This is a genomic window from Streptomyces sp. NPDC014764, assembly GCF_043082785.1.
GTDB lineage: Bacteria > Actinomycetota > Actinomycetes > Streptomycetales > Streptomycetaceae > Streptomyces > Streptomyces althioticus.
Window position 1 is genome coordinate 37,021 of sequence record NZ_JBIBXY010000028.1, and the last position, 17,802, is coordinate 54,822.

Here is a 17,802-nt window from a genome sequence, read left to right on the forward strand (position 1 = left end):
CCCACCGTACCGCCTCGCGCCGCGGCCGTGCGGGGAGCGATGTCGTGTTCACTCTGGGCTGCAAACATCAAAACCCCCCGTTCCGTTCCGTATCCTGTGCCCGCTCATTCCCGGTCTGTTCGCCCGCAAGCTCCGCGAGGAGCAGTGCGAGTACGCTCCGTACACTCTCCATACGAATTTCCGCGCGGTCGCCGTTCAACCGCAGATGGCGCACTTTTCCGCCAGAGGCGGAACGGTCACCGTCCGCGAAGGGGCCGTCCACGGCCACGTACACCGTGCCGACGGCCTGCCCGTCCTGGGGGTCGGGGCCGGCCACCCCGGTGGTGGCGATGCCCCAGTCGGCGCCGAGAGCCGTGCGCACCCCGGCCGCCATCTGCGCCGCCACCTGCGGATCCACCGCTCCCCGCTGGGCCAGCAGAGTGGCCTCCACACCCAGCAGCCGGTGCTTGAGCTCCGTGGCGTAGGCCGTCACCGAGCCTCTGAAGACCTTGGACGCCCCGGGGACGGAGGTGATCTCCGCCGCCACCAGGCCACCGGTCAGCGACTCGGCGACCGCGAGCGTCCCGCCGTTCACGGTGAGTAGTCGCACCACCTCGGTGGCCGTAGAACTCACTCTTCCGTCTCCTCCAACGCAGCCTTGCGCTCGGCGATTCCCTGCCTGCGGAGCACAATGGCCTGTTTCACATAGTCGAGTCCGGTCGCCACGGTCAGCACCACCGCCGCGGCCATGACCCACCAACGCAGCGTCGCCAGCCACCCGGTCAACGCCAGCACGTACATGCCGACGGCCACGCCCTGCGTGAGGGTCTTGAGCTTGCCGCCCCGGCTGGCCGGGATCACCCCGTAACGGATGACGAGGAACCGCAGCAGGGTGATCCCCAGTTCCCGGCCCAGGATCACGCCCGTGACCCACCACGGCAGGTCGCCCAGCGCGGACAGACAGATCAGGGCCGCGCCCATGATGGCCTTGTCGGCGATCGGGTCGGCGATCTTCCCGAAGTCGGTGACCAGGTTGTAGGTACGCGCCAGATGGCCGTCGAACAGGTCGGTGATCATGGCGATGGCGAAGGCCGCCCAGGCCAGCGACCGCCAGGCCGGGTCGTGACCGCCGTCGGCCAGCATCAGTATGACGAACGCCGGTACCAGCAGCAGCCGGAGCATGGTCAGCAGGTTGGCGATGTTCCAGACGCTGGCCTGGTCGACGGCCGCCGCCGCGATCTTCCCGCCGCGCGGGGCGCGCGTGGAGCCCTGTGCCTCGGCGGCGCCGGCCCCCTTCCGGGAGGGCTGCGGTGAGGAAGGGGCCGCCGGGCGGACGTCCTCGGGGCTCGGCGCTTCACGCCGCGCCCGCCCGTCCCCGGCGTCGCCCAGAGCCGTGTCCCTGGCCTCCCGCGCGAGCGCGCGGCCGGACGCCGGTGTCAGCCCTCCGGACACGGGGCCCTTCGCCCTCCCCGCGCCGGAGGGGCCGCCTGCCGCCGATGCCAGGCCACCCGTCATCTGCCCGCCTCCTCGATGCGCGCGGGCGAGCCCTCGAAGAGCGGCTCGGCCACCAGGTCGACACCCTCCGTGCCGACCACCTTCGCCTCGACCATACGGCCGACACTCAGTCCCTCGCCGCTCGTGAGCAACACCTGGCCGTCCGTCTCGGGGGCCTGGTGCGCGGCCCGGCCGTACACGCCCTCCTCCTCGTCGACGGACTCCACCAGGACGTGCACGGTCTCGCCGACCCGCTCCTCGGCGCGCTGCGAGACGAGTTCCTCGGCCAGCCGGGAGACGCGGGCCAGCCGCTCGGCGACCACGTCCTCGTGCAGCTTGCCGTCGTAGCCGGCGGCCTCGGTGCCCTCCTCGTCCGAGTAGCCGAACACACCGATGGCGTCGAGCCGGGCGTGGTTGAGGAACCGCTCCAGCTCGCCGAGGTCGGCCGCGGACTCGCCGGGGAAGCCGACGATGAAGTTGGAGCGCACGCCGGCCTGGGGCGCCTTGCTGCGGATGGTGTCGAGCAGTTCGAGGAAACGGTCGGTGTCGCCGAAGCGGCGCATGGCGCGCAGCACGTCGGGCGCGGAGTGCTGGAAGGACAGGTCGAAGTAGGGGGCGACCTTGGGGGTGGAGGTCAGCACGTCGATCAGGCCGGGCCGCATCTCGGCCGGCTGGAGGTAGCTGACGCGCACCCGCTCCAGGCCGTCGACCTCGGCGAGTTCGGGGAGCAGGGACTCCAGCAGGCGGATGTCGCCGAGGTCCTTGCCGTAGGAGGTGTTGTTCTCGGAGACCAGCATGATCTCCTTCACGCCCTGCTCGGCCAGCCACCGCGTCTCGTTGAGGACGTCGCTGGGGCGGCGGGAGATGAAGGAGCCGCGGAAGGAGGGGATGGCGCAGAAGGAGCAGCGCCGGTCGCAGCCGGAGGCCAGCTTCACGGAGGCGACCGGGGAGCCGTCCAGGCGGCGGCGCAGGGGCGCGCGGGGGCCCGAGGCGGGGGCGAGGCCGTCGGGCAGGTCGACCGGGCCGTGCCCGGGCAGCGCGACGGCGGCGGCGGAGTCCTGCCGCTCGGCCGGGCTGATGGGCAGCAGCTTGCGCCGGTCGCGCGGAGTGTGGGCGGCGTGGATGCCGCCGTTCAGGATGGTCTGCAGACGGTCGGAGATGTCCGCGTAGTCGTCGAAGCCGAGCACGCCGTCGGCCTCGGGAAGGGCTTCGGCGAGCTCCTTGCCGTACCGCTCGGCCATGCAGCCGACGGCGACGACGGCCTGGGTTCTCCCGTGTCCCTTGAGGTCGTTGGCCTCCAGCAGGGCGTCGACGGAGTCCTTCTTGGCGGCCTCGACGAAGCCACAGGTGTTGACGACGGCGACGTCCGCTTCCTCGGCGTCCTCGACGAGCTGCCAGCCGTCCGCCTCCAAACGGCCTGCGAGCTCCTCCGAGTCCACCTCGTTACGGGCGCAGCCAAGGGTGACCAGTGCGACGGTACGGCGTTCAGGCATGGGCTCAAGACTACTTCGTCCCGGCGACGCCCCATGTCGACGGGGTTGGCCGGACCCGGCCAACCCCGTGGTGATCGCGTTCCCGGATGCCGGTCACCCGGCCTGGGGGTCGCCCTTGGTGTAGGTGAGACGCTCCACGGCGCCCGGCTGCCAGTCGTCCTCGATCTTCTTGCCGTTCACGAACAGGTCGAGGGCGCCCGCGTCACCGAGGACGAGGTCGATCTTGGAGTTGTCCTGGAAGGTCTTGTCCTCGCCCTTCTTGAGCAGCTCGGCGAAGAGGACCTTGCCGTTGTGGTCCTTGGCGGAGATCCAGCTGGGTCCGTCGGCGGCGACGACCTTGACGGTCACCTTGTCCTGCGGGGCCGCGGCGATGGCGCTGTCCGACGGATCCGGCGTGGGCACGACGGGCTTGGCGGTCTTGGTCGTGGGGGTGGGCTCGGGCGACGCGGTCGGCTCGGTGTCGCCTGCGACGTTCGCCCCGTCCTCGTCGCCGTTGACCATCGTGAAGCCGACGAAGCCGATCACGACCACGATCGCGGCGACCATGGCGGCGGTCCAGTTGGGTCCGCGCCGCTCCGGACGGATGCGCTCCGCCTCGAAGAGGGGCGCCGCCGGGGTGGGCGCCGGGCGGCCGCTGCCGTTCTGGGTCTCGTACCGGGCGAGCAGCGGGGCCGGGTCGAGCTTCACGAACTTGGCCAGCGTACGGATGTGCCCGCGTGCGTACACGTCGCCGCCGCAGGGGGCGAAGTCGTCCCGCTCGATGGCGTGGACGATGCCGATACGGACGCGGGTGGCGGTACTGACGTCGTCGACGGTGAGCCCGGCGGCGATGCGCGCCTGCTGCAGCGCACGGCCGACCGAGACGGAAGGGCGGTCTTCCTCGGAAACGTCTTCGAACGGACGCTCGTCTTCAGGAGAGTTGCCGTTGGACACGGGGGCGCCTTTCGAGCGTGTAGCCGCCTGTGCTGGAGGTTCAGTCTAGGTGGGGTACGAAGGGGTGGGGCAACCGGGCGTTCGTACTTTGTACGCCATCGGAATGGCCCGACATTCCGATGGTCGTCCTACTGCCTGACACTTCGTTCAATGTGACGTGTGCCGACGGGAAACGGTTGCTCGTTGATCGCTTACGGAAGGGTCACGATCACCCGGCCGGACGTCCCGGCGCGACGAACGTGCCCCCGCCGTCTACCCTTCAGACTCCCCGCGGATCAGCGCGAGCACGCCGTCCAGCTCGTCAGGCTTCACAAGAACGTCACGAGCCTTCGAACCTTCGCTCGGTCCGACGATGTTACGGGACTCCATGAGGTCCATCAGCCGGCCCGCCTTCGCGAAGCCGACGCGCAGCTTGCGCTGGAGCATCGACGTGGACCCGAACTGGGTGGAGACCACCAGCTCGGCCGCCTGGCACAGCAGGTCGAGGTCGTCGCCGATGTCCTCGTCGATCTCCTTCTTCTGCTTGGTGCCGACGACCACGTCGTCCCGGAAGACGGGCGCCATCTGGTCCTTGCAGTGCTGGACGACCGCCGCTACCTCCTCCTCGGTCACGAACGCGCCCTGCATACGCGTGGGTTTGTTCGCACCCATGGGCAGGAACAGCCCGTCGCCCTTGCCGATCAGCTTCTCGGCGCCCGGCTGGTCGAGGATGACCCGCGAGTCGGCGAGCGAGGACGTGGCGAACGCCAGCCGCGACGGCACGTTCGCCTTGATCAGACCGGTGACGACGTCGACCGAGGGCCGCTGGGTGGCCAGCACCAGGTGGATGCCGGCCGCGCGCGCGAGCTGCGTGATGCGCACGATGGCGTCCTCGACGTCGCGCGGGGCGACCATCATCAGGTCGGCCAGCTCGTCCACGATCACCAGCAGGTACGGGTAGGGCTGGAGCTCGCGCTCGCTGCCCTCGGGCGGCTTGACCTTGCCCTCGCGCACCGCGCGGTTGAAGTCGTCGATGTGCCGGTAGCCGTAGGCGGCCAGGTCGTCGTAGCGCAGGTCCATCTCGCGCACGACCCACTGGAGCGCCTCGGCGGCCCGCTTGGGGTTGGTGATGATCGGCGTGATCAGGTGCGGGATGCCCTCGTACGCGGTCAGCTCGACACGCTTGGGGTCGACCAGGATCATCCGGACGTCCTCCGGGGTCGCCCGCATCATGACCGACGTGATCAAACAGTTGATGCAGGACGACTTGCCGGAGCCGGTGGCGCCGGCGACCAGCATGTGCGGCATCTTCGCCAGCGAGTCCATGACGTAGCCGCCCTCGACGTCCTTGCCGAAGGCGACCAGCATCGGGTCGTCGTCCTCGGCGGACTCCGCGAGCCGCAGCACGTCGCCGAGGTTCACCATCTCCCGGTCGGTGTTGGGGATCTCGATGCCCACCGCGGACTTGCCGGGGATGGGGCTGATGATCCGCACGTCCGGGCTGGCGACGGCGTACGCGATGTTCTTGGTGAGCGCGGTGACCCGCTCGACCTTCACGGCCGGGCCGAGTTCGACGACGTACCGGGTGACCGTCGGGCCGCGGGTGAAGCCGGTGACGTCGGCGTCCACCTTGAACTCGGTGAAGACCTTCCGCAGCGCCTCCACTATGGCGTCGTTGGCCGCGCTGCGTGCCTTGCCGGGCCCGCCGCGGTGCAGCAGGTCCAGCGACGGCAGGGAGTAGGTGATGTCGCCGGAGAGCTGCAACTGCTCGGCGCGCGCCGGCAGGTCCCGGGGTTCCCGCGGCGGCGCCTTGGTCATGTCGAGCACGCCCGCGGGCGGCCGCTCCCGCTGCTCGGCACCCTCGTCCTTCGCAGGCGCGTTCCGCCGGGACCCGCCCTTCCTGGGCGAGTCCTGCTGCGGGCGGGCGGACGGGACCGGCGTCGGGGTGGTCGGCTCGCGGTCCCCGGTGCTGACACCCTGGGTGAGGTCCGCGACGACCGGGGAGGGCGGCATGCCGTGCAGCACGGCTCCGTCGAGCGCGGCGGCCGCGGCTGCGGCCACGTCCACGGCGTCCATGGCCCGGTCGGCGTCGGGCTGCGGCACGGCGGACCGGCGAGGGCGGCGCTGCCGGCGGGACAGCGCCTCCTCCTCCGCGCGCTCAGGCTCGTACTCCTCGGGCGCGGGGCGGCGCCTGCGGCGGCTCTGGGGCAGGGCCTCGCGCCACTGCTCCTCGTAGCGCTCGTCGTCGTCCTCGTACTCCTCCGGCTCGTGCACCAGGCCGAGCCGCACACCGAGCTGACGCAGCCGCTGCGGGATCGCGTTCACCGGGGTGGCCGTGACCACCAGCAGCCCGAAGACGGTGAGCAGCACCAGCAGGGGCACGGCCAGCACGTCGGTCATGGTGGACGACAGCGGCGCGGCGGCTCCCCAGCCGATGAGGCCGCCGGCGTCCCTTATGGCCTGCATTCCGTCGGCGCGCGGGGGCGAGCCGCAGGCGATGTGGATCTGGCCCAGGACGCCGATGACGAGCGCGGACAGGCCGATGACGATCCGCCCGTTGGCCTCGGGCTTCTCCGGGTGCCGGATGAACCGCACGGCGACGACGCCGACGAGGATCGGCACCAGCAGGTCGAGCCGGCCGAACGCGCCCGTCACCAGGATCTCCACCAGGTCGCCGACGGGCCCCTCGAGATCGGCCCAGGTGCCGGCGGCGACGATCAGCGCGATGCCGAGCAGCAGCAGCGCGAGACCGTCCTTGCGGTGGGCCGGGTCGAGGTTCTTGGCGCCTTGCCCTATGCCGCGGAACACCGCGCCGACGGCGTGCGCCAGCCCCAGCCACAGGGCGCGGACGAGCCGGTAGACGGCGCCGGTCGGGTTCGGGGCCGGCGCGGGGGCCGGCTTCTTCGCCGGGGCCTTCTTGGCGGGTGCCTTCTTCGCCGGAGGTTTCCTGGCGGCGGCCTTCTTCGCCGGAGCCTTCGCGGAAGCGGCCGCCTTCTTCGCGGGCGGCTTCTTGGCTGCGGAGGGACGTGAGGCCATGGTGTGAGGTTACCGGGGGAGACGGCACGTGACACGCGTGGCGGATGCTTCACCCGTTCGTGTCGCCCACTTCGAGGCGCGGAACTGACGCGTGGCGCCCTTGGGACACGGAGTTGACGCCCCCTCAAGGAGAGGGCTGCCTTCGGGCCCGGACAAGGCCCGCGCGGGCGCGGTCAGTTCTGCGACGGCACCGACGACGCGCTCCCCGTCCCGGGATCCAGGGCGTCCAGCGCACGCCGCAATCCCGTGAGCTTGCGCTCCAGATGGGCCGCCGTGGCGACCGCGGCGGCGTCCGTCGACTCGTCGTTCAGCTGCTTGGTGAGCGCCTCGGCCTGCTCCTCGACGGCGGCGAGCCGCGCCGACAGCTCGGCGAGCAGCCCCGCGGACTCCTTGGACTCCCCCGAGTCCTTCTCGCTGCCCTCGAGCTGGAGCCGCAGCAGCGACGCCTGCTCCCGCAGCTGGCAGTTCTTCATGTACAGCTCGACGAAGACCGAGACCTTCGCGCGCAGCACCCACGGGTCGAACGGCTTGGAGATGTAGTCCACCGCGCCCGCCGCGTAGCCGCGGAAGGTGTGGTGCGGACCGTGGTTGATCGCGGTGAGGAAGATGATCGGGATGTCCCGGGTCCGCTCCCGCCGCTTGATGTGCGCGGCGGTCTCGAAACCGTCCATGCCCGGCATCTGGACATCCAGCAGAATGACCGCGAAATCGTCCGTGAGCAGTGCTTTGAGCGCTTCCTCCCCGGACGATGCCCGCACCAGCGTCTGATCGAGCGCCGAGAGGATCGCCTCGAGCGCCAGCAGATTCTCCGGCCGGTCATCGACCAGGAGGATCTTGGCCTTCTGCACCATGGCCCGCCCTCCTCGCCCCGGCTTGGGGCCCTCCCTGTCCGCAGGACCTGACACGGCACCCGCGGGTGCCGCCCCAGGGGACGACTCCCTTGCGCCGCCCGTCCTTGTGCCGGTCATCGTAGCCGCACCCCGCTCGTCGCCACACCCTGTCACCGCGATGTCACTGTGCACGTAGCGGAAACGCTGCAGGAGACCAGAAGGTTCCCCGTATACCGCACTTCTACACGACTTCGCGCACGACGCGTGGACAACTCCGCGCGCCCTCGGAAGCTACCCGTCACCTTCGCACGCCCCGCCGTCGCCGGCCTCACTCCCCCCTCATCCACTGCTCCATCACGGTCAGCAGATGATCAGGGTCGACCGGCTTGGTCACGTAGTCGGAGGCGCCCGACTCGATGGCCTTCTCCCGGTCGCCCTTCATCGCCTTCGCGGTCAGCGCGATGATCGGCAGCCCGGCGAACTGCGGCATCCGCCGGATCGCCGTGGTCGTCGCGTACCCGTCCATCTCGGGCATCATGATGTCCATCAGCACGACCGCCACGTCGTCGTGCTGCTCCAGCACCTCGATGCCCTCGCGGCCGTTCTCCGCGTACAGCACGGACAGCCCGTGCTGCTCCAGCACGCTGGTCAGCGCGAAGACGTTGCGGATGTCGTCGTCGACGATCAGCACCTTCTGCCCGCCGAAACGGATGCCCTTGCGCGGTGTGCGCATCGTCTGCGGCTCCTGCTCGACGGCCGGCCATTCCTCCAGCTCCGCGGAGGGCCGCTGGTCCTGCCGCAGCGACACCCGGCGCCGGCGGCGGAACAGCGCCGCCGGACCGTTCTGCGCCTCCCGGTACGACGTCACCTCCGCCGGCGTCCCGGCCTCCGGCGCCGCGGTCAGCTCGGCCGACGCCACCAGGTCACCCGCCTCCAGCGCCGGCATGGGCGGCTGCTGGTAGCCGTTGGGCGGCAGCTCGCTCGGGTGCAGCGGCAGGTACAGCGTGAAAGTGGAGCCGCGGCCCGGCTCGCTCTGCGCGTGGATCTCACCGCCGAGCAGCTGCGCGATCTCCCGCGAGATGGACAGCCCCAGGCCCGTGCCGCCGTACTTGCGGCTGGTCGTGCCGTCGGCCTGCTTGAACGCCTCGAAGATCACCCGCATCTTGCTGGCCGCGATGCCGATGCCCGTGTCGCTCACCGAGAACGCGATCAGGTCCGCGTCCGGGTCGGTCAGCGAACCGGCCTCCAGCAACTGCTCCCGGATGGCCTGCGGGACGTCGTCCCGGGCGGGCCGGATGACCAGTTCGACCGATCCGGAGTCGGTGAACTTCACCGCGTTGGACAGCAGGTTCCGCAGCACCTGGAGCAGCCGCTGCTCGTCGGTGTGCAGGGTGGCCGGCAGCTCCGGCGAGATCCGCACCGACAGGTCCAGGCCCTTCTCCGCGGTCAGCGGCCGGAACGTGGCCTCCACGTAGTCCACGAGCTGCACCAGCGCGATACGGGTCGGGGAGACGTCCATCTTGCCCGCCTCGACCTTCGACAGGTCGAGGATGTCGTTGATGAGCTGCAGCAGGTCCGACCCGGCGCCGTGGATCGTCTCGGCGAACTCCACCTGCTTCGGGGAGAGGTTCCCCTCCGCGTTGTCCGCGAGCAACTTGGCCAGAATCAGCAGCGAGTTGAGCGGCGTGCGCAGCTCGTGCGACATGTTCGCCAGGAACTCGCTCTTGTAGCGCATCGACACCGCGAGCTGCTCGGCACGCTCCTCCAGGACCTGCCGCGCCTCCTCGATCTCGGTGTTCTTCACCTCGATGTCGCGGTTCTGACGGGCCAGCAGCTCGGCCTTCTCCTCCAGTTCGGCGTTGGACGCCTGGAGCGCCTTCTGCCGCTGCTCCAACTCCTCCGACCGCTCCCGCAGTTGCTCGGTCAGCTCCTGGGACTGCGCCAGCAGGTGCTCCGTCTTGGTGTTGACCGAGATGGTGTTGACGCTGGTCGCGATCATCTCGGCGATCTGGTTGAGGAAGTCCTTCTGGATCGCCGTGAACGGCGTGAACGACGCCAGCTCGATGACGCCGAGCACCTTCCCCTCGAACACCACCGGCAGCACGATCACCTGCGCCGGCGGCGCCTCCCCGAGCCCCGAGGAGATCTTCAGGTAGCCGCTGGGCGCCTTGTCCACCAGGATCGTGCGCTTCTCCATCGCGGCCGTCCCGATCAGCCCCTCACCCGGCTGGAACGACGTCGGCATCGACCCCATGGAGTAGCCGTACGAGCCGAGCATCCGCAGCTCGAACTGCTCCTCGTCGGCCGCGTTCAGATCCTCGCCGTCCACCAGCGGCATCGCGAGGAAGAACGCGCCGTGCTGCGCGGACACCACAGGCGTCAGCTCGCTCATGATCAGCGAGGCCACGTCCTCCAGGTCGCGCCGGCCCTGCATAAGCGCCGAGATACGGGCCAGATTGCCCTTCAGCCAGTCCTGCTCCTTGTTGGCGATCGTGGTGTCGCGCAGGTTGGCGATCATCTTGTTGATGTAGTCCTGGAGCTCCTGGATCTCCCCGGACGCGTCCACGTCGATCTTCAGGTTCAGGTCGCCACGGGTCACCGCGGTCGCCACGCGCGCGATGGCGCGCACCTGCCGGGTCAGGTTCCCGGCCATCTCGTTCACCGACTCGGTCAGGTCCCGCCAGGTGCCGTCCACGTCCCGCACCCGCGCCTGGCCGCCCAGCTGGCCCTCGGTGCCCACCTCGCGGGCCACGCGCGTGACCTCCTCGGCGAACGACGACAGCTGGTCCACCATCGTGTTGATGGTCGTCTTCAGCTCGAGGATCTCCCCGCGCGCGTCGATGTCGATCTTCTTCGTCAGGTCACCCTTGGCGATGGCCGTGGTGACCATGGCGATGTTCCGCACCTGACCGGTCAGGTTGGACGCCATCTGGTTCACCGACTCGGTGAGGTCCTTCCACGTGCCCGCCACACCCGGCACGTGCGCCTGGCCGCCCAGGATGCCGTCCGTGCCCACCTCACGGGCCACCTTGGTGACCTGCTCGGCGAACGCGCTCAGCGTCTTCACCATCGTGTTGATGGTGTCCGCGAGCTGCGCCACCTCGCCGCGCGCCTCGATGCTGACCTGACGCGTCAGGTCGCCGTTGGCGACCGCGGCGGACACCTGGGAGATGTTCCGCACCTGGGTGGTGAGGTTCTTCGCCATCAGGTTGACGTTGTCGCTCAGGTCCTTCCAGATGCCCGTGACACCCGGCACGTGCGCCTGGCCGCCGAGAATGCCCTCGGTGCCCACCTCACGGGCCACCCGGGTCACCTGCTCCGCGAACGACGACAGCTGGTCCACCATCGTGTTGACGGTGGTCACCAGCTCCAGGATCTCGCCCTTGGCGTCGACTGTGATCTTCTTCGACAGGTCGCCCTTGGCGACCGCAGTGGTGACCTCGGCGATGTTGCGCACCTGAAGGGTCAGGTTGTTCGCCATGCCGTTCACGGACTGGGTGAGGTCCTTCCAGGTGCCGGAGACGCCCTGCACCTCCGCCTGGCCGCCCAGGATGCCCTCGGTGCCCACCTCACGGGCCACCCGGGTGACCTCCTCCGCGAACGACGACAGCTGGTCCACCATCGTGTTCAGCGTGTTCTTCAGCTCGAGGATCTCCCCGCGCGCGTCCACAGTGATCTTCTGCGACAGGTCACCGCGCGCCACCGCCGTCGCCACCTGCGCGATGTTGCGCACCTGGCCGGTCAGGTTGGACGCCATGCCGTTCACGGAATCCGTCAGGTCACGCCACACGCCGGCCACACCAGGCACCTGCGCCTGACCGCCGAGACGGCCCTCCGTGCCCACCTCGCGGGCCACCCGGGTCACCTGGTCGGCGAACGACGACAGCTGGTCGACCATCGTGTTGATGGTGTTCTTCAGCTCGAGGATCTCCCCGCGCGCGTCCACGTCGATCTTCTGCGACAGGTCGCCGCGCGCCACGGCCGTGGTCACCTGGGCGATGTTGCGCACCTGACCGGTGAGGTTCGACGCCATCGAGTTGACGGAGTCGGTCAGCTCCTTCCAGGTGCCCGACACGCCGTCCACGCGCGCCTGGCCGCCCAGCCGCCCCTCGGTGCCCACGTCCCGCGCCATCCGCGTCACCTGGTCGGCGAAGCTCGACAGCTGGTCCACCATCGTGTTCACGGTGTTCTTCAGCTGGAGCATCTCGCCGGAGACGTCCACGGTGACCTTCTGCGACAGGTCACCGTTGGCGACCGCCGTGGTCACCTGGGCGATGTTGCGCACCTGTCCGGTGAGGTTGCGGAACGCGGTGTTGACGGAGTCCGTCAGGTCCTTCCACGTGCCGGCCGCGCCCGGCACCTGTGCCTGGCCGCCCAGCTCGCCCTCGACGCCGATCTCCCGCGCCACCCGGGTCACCTCGGCGCCGAACGCGGAGAGCTGGTCGACCATCGTGTTGACGGTGTTCTTCAGCTCCAGCATCTCGCCGGCCACGTCCACGGTGACCTTCTGCGACAGGTCACCGTTGGCGACCGCCGTCGTCACCGCCGCGATGTCCCTCACCTGGGTGGTCAGGTTCCGGAACACCGTGTTGACGGAGTCCGTCAGGTCCTTCCAGGTGCCCGCGGCCCCCGGCACGTTCGCCTGACCGCCCAGCCGCCCCTCGGCCCCGACCTCGTTCGCGACCCGGGTGACCTCGTCCGCGAAGATCCGCAGCGTCTCGGTCATCTGGTTGATCGTCTCGGCCAGCTGCGCCACCTCGCCGCGCGCCGGAACCGTCACCTTCCGCGACAGGTCGCCGTTGGCGACCGCCGTCGTCACCTCGGCGATCCCGCGCACCTGCGCGGTGAGGTTCCCGGCCATGGTGTTGACGGAGTCGGTGAGCTCCTTCCACACACCGTCCACACCCGGCACCTGCGCCTGACCGCCCAGGGCGCCCTCGGTGCCCACCTCGCGCGCGACGCGTGTCACCTCGGAGGAGAACGCGGAGAGCTGGTCCACCATCGTGTTGACGGTGTTCTTCAGCTCCAGCATCTCCCCCTCGACGTGCACCGTGACCTTGCGGGACAGGTCACCGCGCGCCACGGCCGTCGTCACCAGCGCGATGTCGCGCACCTGCGCCGTCAGCCGCTCCGCCATCGTGTTCACGGAGTCCGTCAGGTCCTTCCAGGACCCGGACATGCCCCGCACCTGCGCCTGACCGCCCAGCTTGCCCTCGGTGCCCACCTCGCTGGCCACTCGCGTGACCTCGTCCGTGAACGTCGACAACTGGTCGACCAGGTTGTTCACGGTCCGCGCGACCTTCAGGAACTCGCCGCGCAGCGGATGCCCGGTCCCGTCCGGCGCCTGCGTCCGCAGCTCCATTCGCGGCGACAGGTCACCCTCCGCCACGGCCGACAGCACCCGGCTCACCTCGGAGACAGGCCGTACGAGATCGTCCACCAGGGCGTTGGAATGGTCGATCGCGGCCGCCCAGGAGCCCTCCGAAGGTCCCGTCTCCAGCCGCTCTGTGAGCTTTCCCTCACGCCCCACCATGCGGCGCACACGCGCCAGCTCGCCCGTGAGGTGCAGGTTCCGGTCGGCGACCTCGTTGAAGACGGCGGCGATCTCCGCCATCACTCCGTCGCCGGTCACCGTGAGGCGTTTGCGGAAGTTCCCGTCCCGCATCGACACCAGGGCGCCCAGCAGACGGTTCATCGCCGCCGCCTCCACCGTCACGGTGCCGCCCCGGGCCTTCCCCGCCTTACTCAGGGACTGTCCGCCTTTCGCGCGCGTCGTCTTCGTGCTCCGCGTCGCTGCGCCAGACTCCACTGTGTCCCTCCCGCAGGGGTCGACCGTTACCGCTGTGCCCGGTGGCACCCTCCAGGGTGCTCCCGTCGCTGCCGTGCTTTACCTGTTTGACTGAGATGCCCTGCCCGACGTTCCGAGGCGCCGCCAGGGGGCTGCTGCCCACCCGGCGCCGTCACCACACTGCCTGCCCGGACCTTCCCTACAAGCCTGCCCAGTGTTTCACCCCCGCGGAACCAGGCCATAACAGTTCGGCAGCTTCGCACATCGTCCGCACACCACGCCGGACGGCGAACACCTCGGACGGAAACACTGCAGACCGGCATCCGCTCGGACCGCGAAGGTAAGTAACCTTGCATGCGGCTGTCCAGCCACGCCGGCGCGTCCGGCCTGGGCGGTGGCACGAGAACGAGCGGGCATCGGAGGGGCGGCCGCACAACATGACCACCGGACTGATCCCGGGGGAACAGCCCCCGGACGACCCACGGCCGACTGACGCCCTGCCGCACCAGCGGCACGAACCGGCCGGCCAGGGAGCCATGCCCGTCGAGAACCGGTCGAGGAGTTCTGTGATCACCGCGCGCGCGGCCGCCAGCTTCGAGCCCGTCGGACGATCCGTCGCGAGCGCCCGTTCCTTCGTCCGTGACACCCTCCAGGGCTGGGGCTTCGGCGACATCGTCGACGACGCCGTGGTGCTGACCAGCGAGCTGGTGACCAACGCCGTCGTGCACGCGGGCACCTCCGCCGAACTGCTCTGCCTGCGCAGCGAGGACGGCGTGCGGATCGAGGTGGCCGACCGGTATCCCGAGCGTGAGATTCCCCTCCAGGGATCCCCGATCGACATGGGCAGCCCCGACCGCGAGGGCGGGCGCGGCCTCCAGCTCTGCGCCGCTCTGGCCGGCCACTGGGGCGTCGACTACACGCCCACCCACAAGACCGTCTGGTTCCAGCTCGATCTCCCCGAGCGCCCGGTCGGCACCCGCGCCGCGGGCCCCGCCCTCCCCGCCCATCTGCTGCCGCTCGCCGACGCCCGGGTCCGCGTCGCCGTCGTCCAGATCGACCGCTCCGGCTCCATCACCGCATGGAACGAGGACGCGGAGGAACTGTTCGGCTACACCGCGGAGCAGGTCACCGGCAAGCCTCTCACCGACCTCGCCGCCTGGCCGCACACCCCCGGCACCGGCACCGGCATCGCCGACGCCCTCCAGCTGTCCCGCTGGGAGGGCTCCTACGGCATCCGGGGCGCCCACGGCCGCGTCATCCCGGTGTACGCCTCCCACCTTCGCGTCCGGGACACCGACGGCGAACCGTCAACCGTGTGTCTCCTGGTACGCGACCACGAACGGGCGGTTCTGCAGACGCCGCTCCGGGCTCCCTCCACCGACTCCTCGGGCGGCTCCGAGGGCCCGAGCGCCGACCCGTTCGAGGTCTTCATCGGGTCCCCCGCCCCCGACGACCTCGACGGCCTGCTGCAGCGCACCGTGGAGCGCGCCCGCGACATGCTCGACGGCGACTCCGCCTTCCTGCTGCTCGCCACCGACGACGAGACGGAGCTCGAGGTCCGCGCCTCCACCGGCCTGCCCTCGGCCCGCCAGCGCTTCGCACGCGTCCCCGTGGAGGGCGGCCCCGGCCGCTACGGCTCCGCCCGCATGCCGGCCGTCCACGAGGACCTCACGGCCGTCCCGGGCGCTGTCCCGCTCCTCAACGGCACCGGGATGCGCTCGGTCGTCACCGTGCCCCTCAAGGTCGAGGGCCGCCTCACCGGCTCCCTCGGCGTCGCCGCGGAGGGACCCGGCCGCTACTCCAACGAGGAGGCGCTACGCCTCCAGTTCGCCGCGGACCGCATCGCCCTCGCCGTCGAGTCCGCCCGCCTGGGCGAGCTGGAGCGGCTGCGCCGCGGCTCACTGAGCTTCCTCGTCGAGGCGTCCGACCTGCTGGCCGGCACCCTCGACCGGGACCAGACCCTGGCCCTCATGGCGCAGATGACGGTGCCGACACTCGCCACCTGGTGCGCGGTCTACACGATCGCAGACCAGTCCTCCGAGCCGGACCTGTCCTACGTGCTGCACGAGGACGAGGAGCTCATCGACGGCATCAAGTCCCTGCTGTCCAAGATGCCCCCGCCGGACCCGGTACCCACGCCGGGCGCCCGCGTCTGGTCGGCGCCCGCGGAGGTCGCCCACCAGGCGGCCCTGCGCACGTCCATGCGCAGCCTCGGCCTGAGCGGCGGCCCCACCCGGCACGTCACCACCGGCATCGGCCCGACTCTCGCCACGGCCTCCGCGGTCGGCGGCGAGACGGTGGTGCTGCCCCTGGTGGCCCGTAACCGCGTCATCGGCATGCTGACGCTCGGCAAGCCCACGGACGAGCACTTCCGCCAGGAGATCCTGGAGCTGGCCGAGGACCTGTCCCGCAGGGCCGCCCTGGCCCTGGACAACGCCCGCCTGTACTCGGAGCGCACGGCGATCAGCCAGTCCCTCCAGCGCAGCCTGCTGCCGCCGGAGCTGCCGCAGATCGACGGCGTCGAGGTCGAGGTCATCTACCGAGCGGCCGGCGAGGGCAACGAGGTCGGCGGCGACTTCTACGACCTCTTCCCGATCAGCGACGGCGCCTACGGCTTCGCCATCGGCGACGTCTGCGGTACGGGCCCGAACGCGGCGGCCGTCACCGGCCTCGCCCGGCACGCGCTGCGTCTGCTCGCCAGGGAGGGCCTCAGCGGCCCGTCGGTGCTCGAGCGCCTGAACTCCGCGATCCTCGACGAGGGCGAGCGCAGCCGCTTCCTCACCCTCCTGTACGGCGAGATGCGTCCGCAGGAGGACGGCAGCGCGGAGCTCAAGGTGGTCTGCGCGGGGCACCCGCTGCCGCTGCGCCTCCGGCAGGACGGCACGGTCGAACCGGCCGCCGAGCCCCAGCCGCTGCTCGGCGTCCTGGAGGACCTGGAGCTGTACGAGGAGACGGTCACCCTCGACCCGGGCGACGTCCTGCTGTGCGTCACGGACGGCGTCACCGAGCGCCGTGAGGGCCCCAGGATGCTGGGCGACGACGGTCTCGCCGAGGTTCTGGAGACGTGTACGGGACTGACGGCCGGCGCGGTCGCGGCCCGCATCATGCGCGCGGTGGAACGCTTCGCCTCGGACGCGCCGTCGGACGACATGGCGATTCTCGCGATGCGCGTGCCGGGCCTCCAGCAGGACTGATTCCCACCGCGCAAGGGCATGAGAAAGGCCCCGCCCGATTGGGCGGGGCCTTTCAGTTTGAGCCCCCAAACGGAATCGAACCGTTGACCTTCTCCTTACCATGGAGACGCTCTACCGACTGAGCTATAGGGGCCTGTCGTCGCTTCGGTTTCCCTCGCGGCAACGGAATAGATCATACCCTGTACGGAGCCGTGCTCCCAACCACGCTCAGAGGGCCGGCGCGAGCAGTCCGCCCAGCGCGTTGCACACGGACGCGGTCCGCTGCATGTCCCGCTTCGTCAGGGAGCCGTCCACGGGCAGAGCGAGCGTCTCGTCGGCGGCACGCTCGGTCTCCGGCAGCGACACGTCACGCCGGAACTCGGGCAGCCGGTGCACGGGAGTCGGCACGGGTATCCGGCACGCAACTCCCTTGGCCCGTACGGCGCGTGCGAAGGCGTCCCGGTCGGGCCGCCCGTTGCCGGGCACCCGCACGACGTACTGCTGATAGCTGTGGCCGGCGCCTCCTTCGGGCGTCCGCACGCCACGCAGTCGGGCGTCGAGATACGCGGCCCGCTCCCGTCGCCGCGGCGTCTCGTCGCGGGACGCGTCCGACTCCGTGTGCTCCAGCACCAGAAGTCCACGCCGCTGCCCGAGCGCGCGCAACTGCCCCAGGTCGGCGGGATGTCCGAAACGGTGGACGGCAACGACCGCCGCTGCCCGCGGAGTCAGCGCCGCGTCGACGGCGGCGGGGTCGAGGCAGTACGTCGCCGGGTCTATGTCGGCGAACGCGGGCAGCGCGCCCGCAAGCGTCACGGCCCGCGCGACCTCCACGTTGCCGAAGGCCGGTACGACGACCTCGTCACCGGCTCCTACGCCGGCCGCCCTGAGCAGTGCAGCGATTCCCATACCGGGGATGCTCGGCGGGCAACGTGAACGTCAAGTGACGGGCAACAAAAAAGGGTTGGTCCCTGAACCGAAGTTCAGGGACCAACCCTTGTAAGTATTGTTCGGCGGCGTCCTACTCTCCCACAGGGTCCCCCCTGCAGTACCATCGGCGCTGTAAGGCTTAGCTTCCGGGTTCGGAATGTAACCGGGCG

Annotated in this window: 9 protein-coding genes, 1 tRNA gene and 1 rRNA gene; 1 reads left to right on the forward strand and 10 read right to left on the reverse strand. The window is 70.4% G+C overall.

The annotated features are described in order from the left end of the window. Window positions 1–67 precede the first annotated feature (67 nt). The 7 genes from ACF1AG_RS33570 to ACF1AG_RS33600 form a co-directional block, all read right to left on the reverse strand. The gene (locus ACF1AG_RS33570) at window positions 68–613 is read right to left on the reverse strand and encodes a CinA family protein (RefSeq protein WP_359602782.1); all 546 of its coding nucleotides are present in this window, start codon (window positions 611–613) and stop codon (window positions 68–70) included. After that, window positions 610–1,494: a CDP-diacylglycerol--glycerol-3-phosphate 3-phosphatidyltransferase gene (pgsA, locus tag ACF1AG_RS33575; protein ID WP_359602780.1), complete on the reverse strand. Its 885-nt coding sequence runs from the start codon at window positions 1,492–1,494 to the stop codon at window positions 610–612. The genes ACF1AG_RS33570 and pgsA overlap by 4 nt, the downstream gene beginning before the upstream one ends. Further along, window positions 1,491–2,966 carry a 30S ribosomal protein S12 methylthiotransferase RimO gene (rimO, locus tag ACF1AG_RS33580; RefSeq protein WP_359602778.1) on the reverse strand — a complete coding sequence of 492 codons (1,476 nt, stop codon included), beginning with the start codon at window positions 2,964–2,966 and terminating at the stop codon, window positions 1,491–1,493. Before rimO ends, pgsA begins: the two co-directional genes overlap by 4 nt. A gap of 93 nt (window positions 2,967–3,059) precedes the next feature. After that, the gene (locus tag ACF1AG_RS33585) at window positions 3,060–3,899 is read right to left on the reverse strand and encodes a RodZ domain-containing protein (protein ID WP_359602776.1); all 840 of its coding nucleotides are present in this window, start codon (window positions 3,897–3,899) and stop codon (window positions 3,060–3,062) included. Window positions 3,900–4,151: 252 nt separating this feature from the next. Then, window positions 4,152–6,914, reverse strand: coding sequence for a DNA translocase FtsK (locus ACF1AG_RS33590; protein ID WP_387798970.1), 2,763 nt, complete (start codon window positions 6,912–6,914; stop codon window positions 4,152–4,154). A gap of 173 nt (window positions 6,915–7,087) precedes the next feature. Next, complete coding sequence (locus tag ACF1AG_RS33595) at window positions 7,088–7,765, reverse strand: response regulator (RefSeq protein ID WP_359602773.1); 678 nt, start codon at window positions 7,763–7,765, stop codon at window positions 7,088–7,090. A gap of 307 nt (window positions 7,766–8,072) precedes the next feature. Then, window positions 8,073–13,553: a HAMP domain-containing protein gene (locus ACF1AG_RS33600; RefSeq protein ID WP_359602771.1), complete on the reverse strand. Its 5,481-nt coding sequence runs from the start codon at window positions 13,551–13,553 to the stop codon at window positions 8,073–8,075. Window positions 13,554–13,969: 416 nt separating this feature from the next. On the opposite strand from ACF1AG_RS33600, the gene ACF1AG_RS33605 reads away from it, so the two are divergent. Then, window positions 13,970–16,726, forward strand: a complete 2,757-nt coding sequence (locus ACF1AG_RS33605) for a SpoIIE family protein phosphatase (RefSeq protein ID WP_359602769.1) — start codon at window positions 13,970–13,972, stop codon at window positions 16,724–16,726. Window positions 16,727–16,786: 60 nt separating this feature from the next. Here ACF1AG_RS33605 and ACF1AG_RS33610 read toward each other — a convergent pair. The 3 genes from ACF1AG_RS33610 to rrf all read right to left on the reverse strand — a co-directional run. Then, window positions 16,787–16,859, reverse strand: a tRNA-Thr gene (locus ACF1AG_RS33610). Window positions 16,860–16,933: 74 nt separating this feature from the next. Then, window positions 16,934–17,611: a DegT/DnrJ/EryC1/StrS family aminotransferase gene (locus ACF1AG_RS33615; RefSeq protein ID WP_359745896.1), complete on the reverse strand. Its 678-nt coding sequence runs from the start codon at window positions 17,609–17,611 to the stop codon at window positions 16,934–16,936. 99 nt (window positions 17,612–17,710) lie between these two features. Continuing rightward, a 5S ribosomal RNA gene (gene rrf, locus ACF1AG_RS33620) occupies window positions 17,711–17,802 on the reverse strand; the annotation flags it as partial.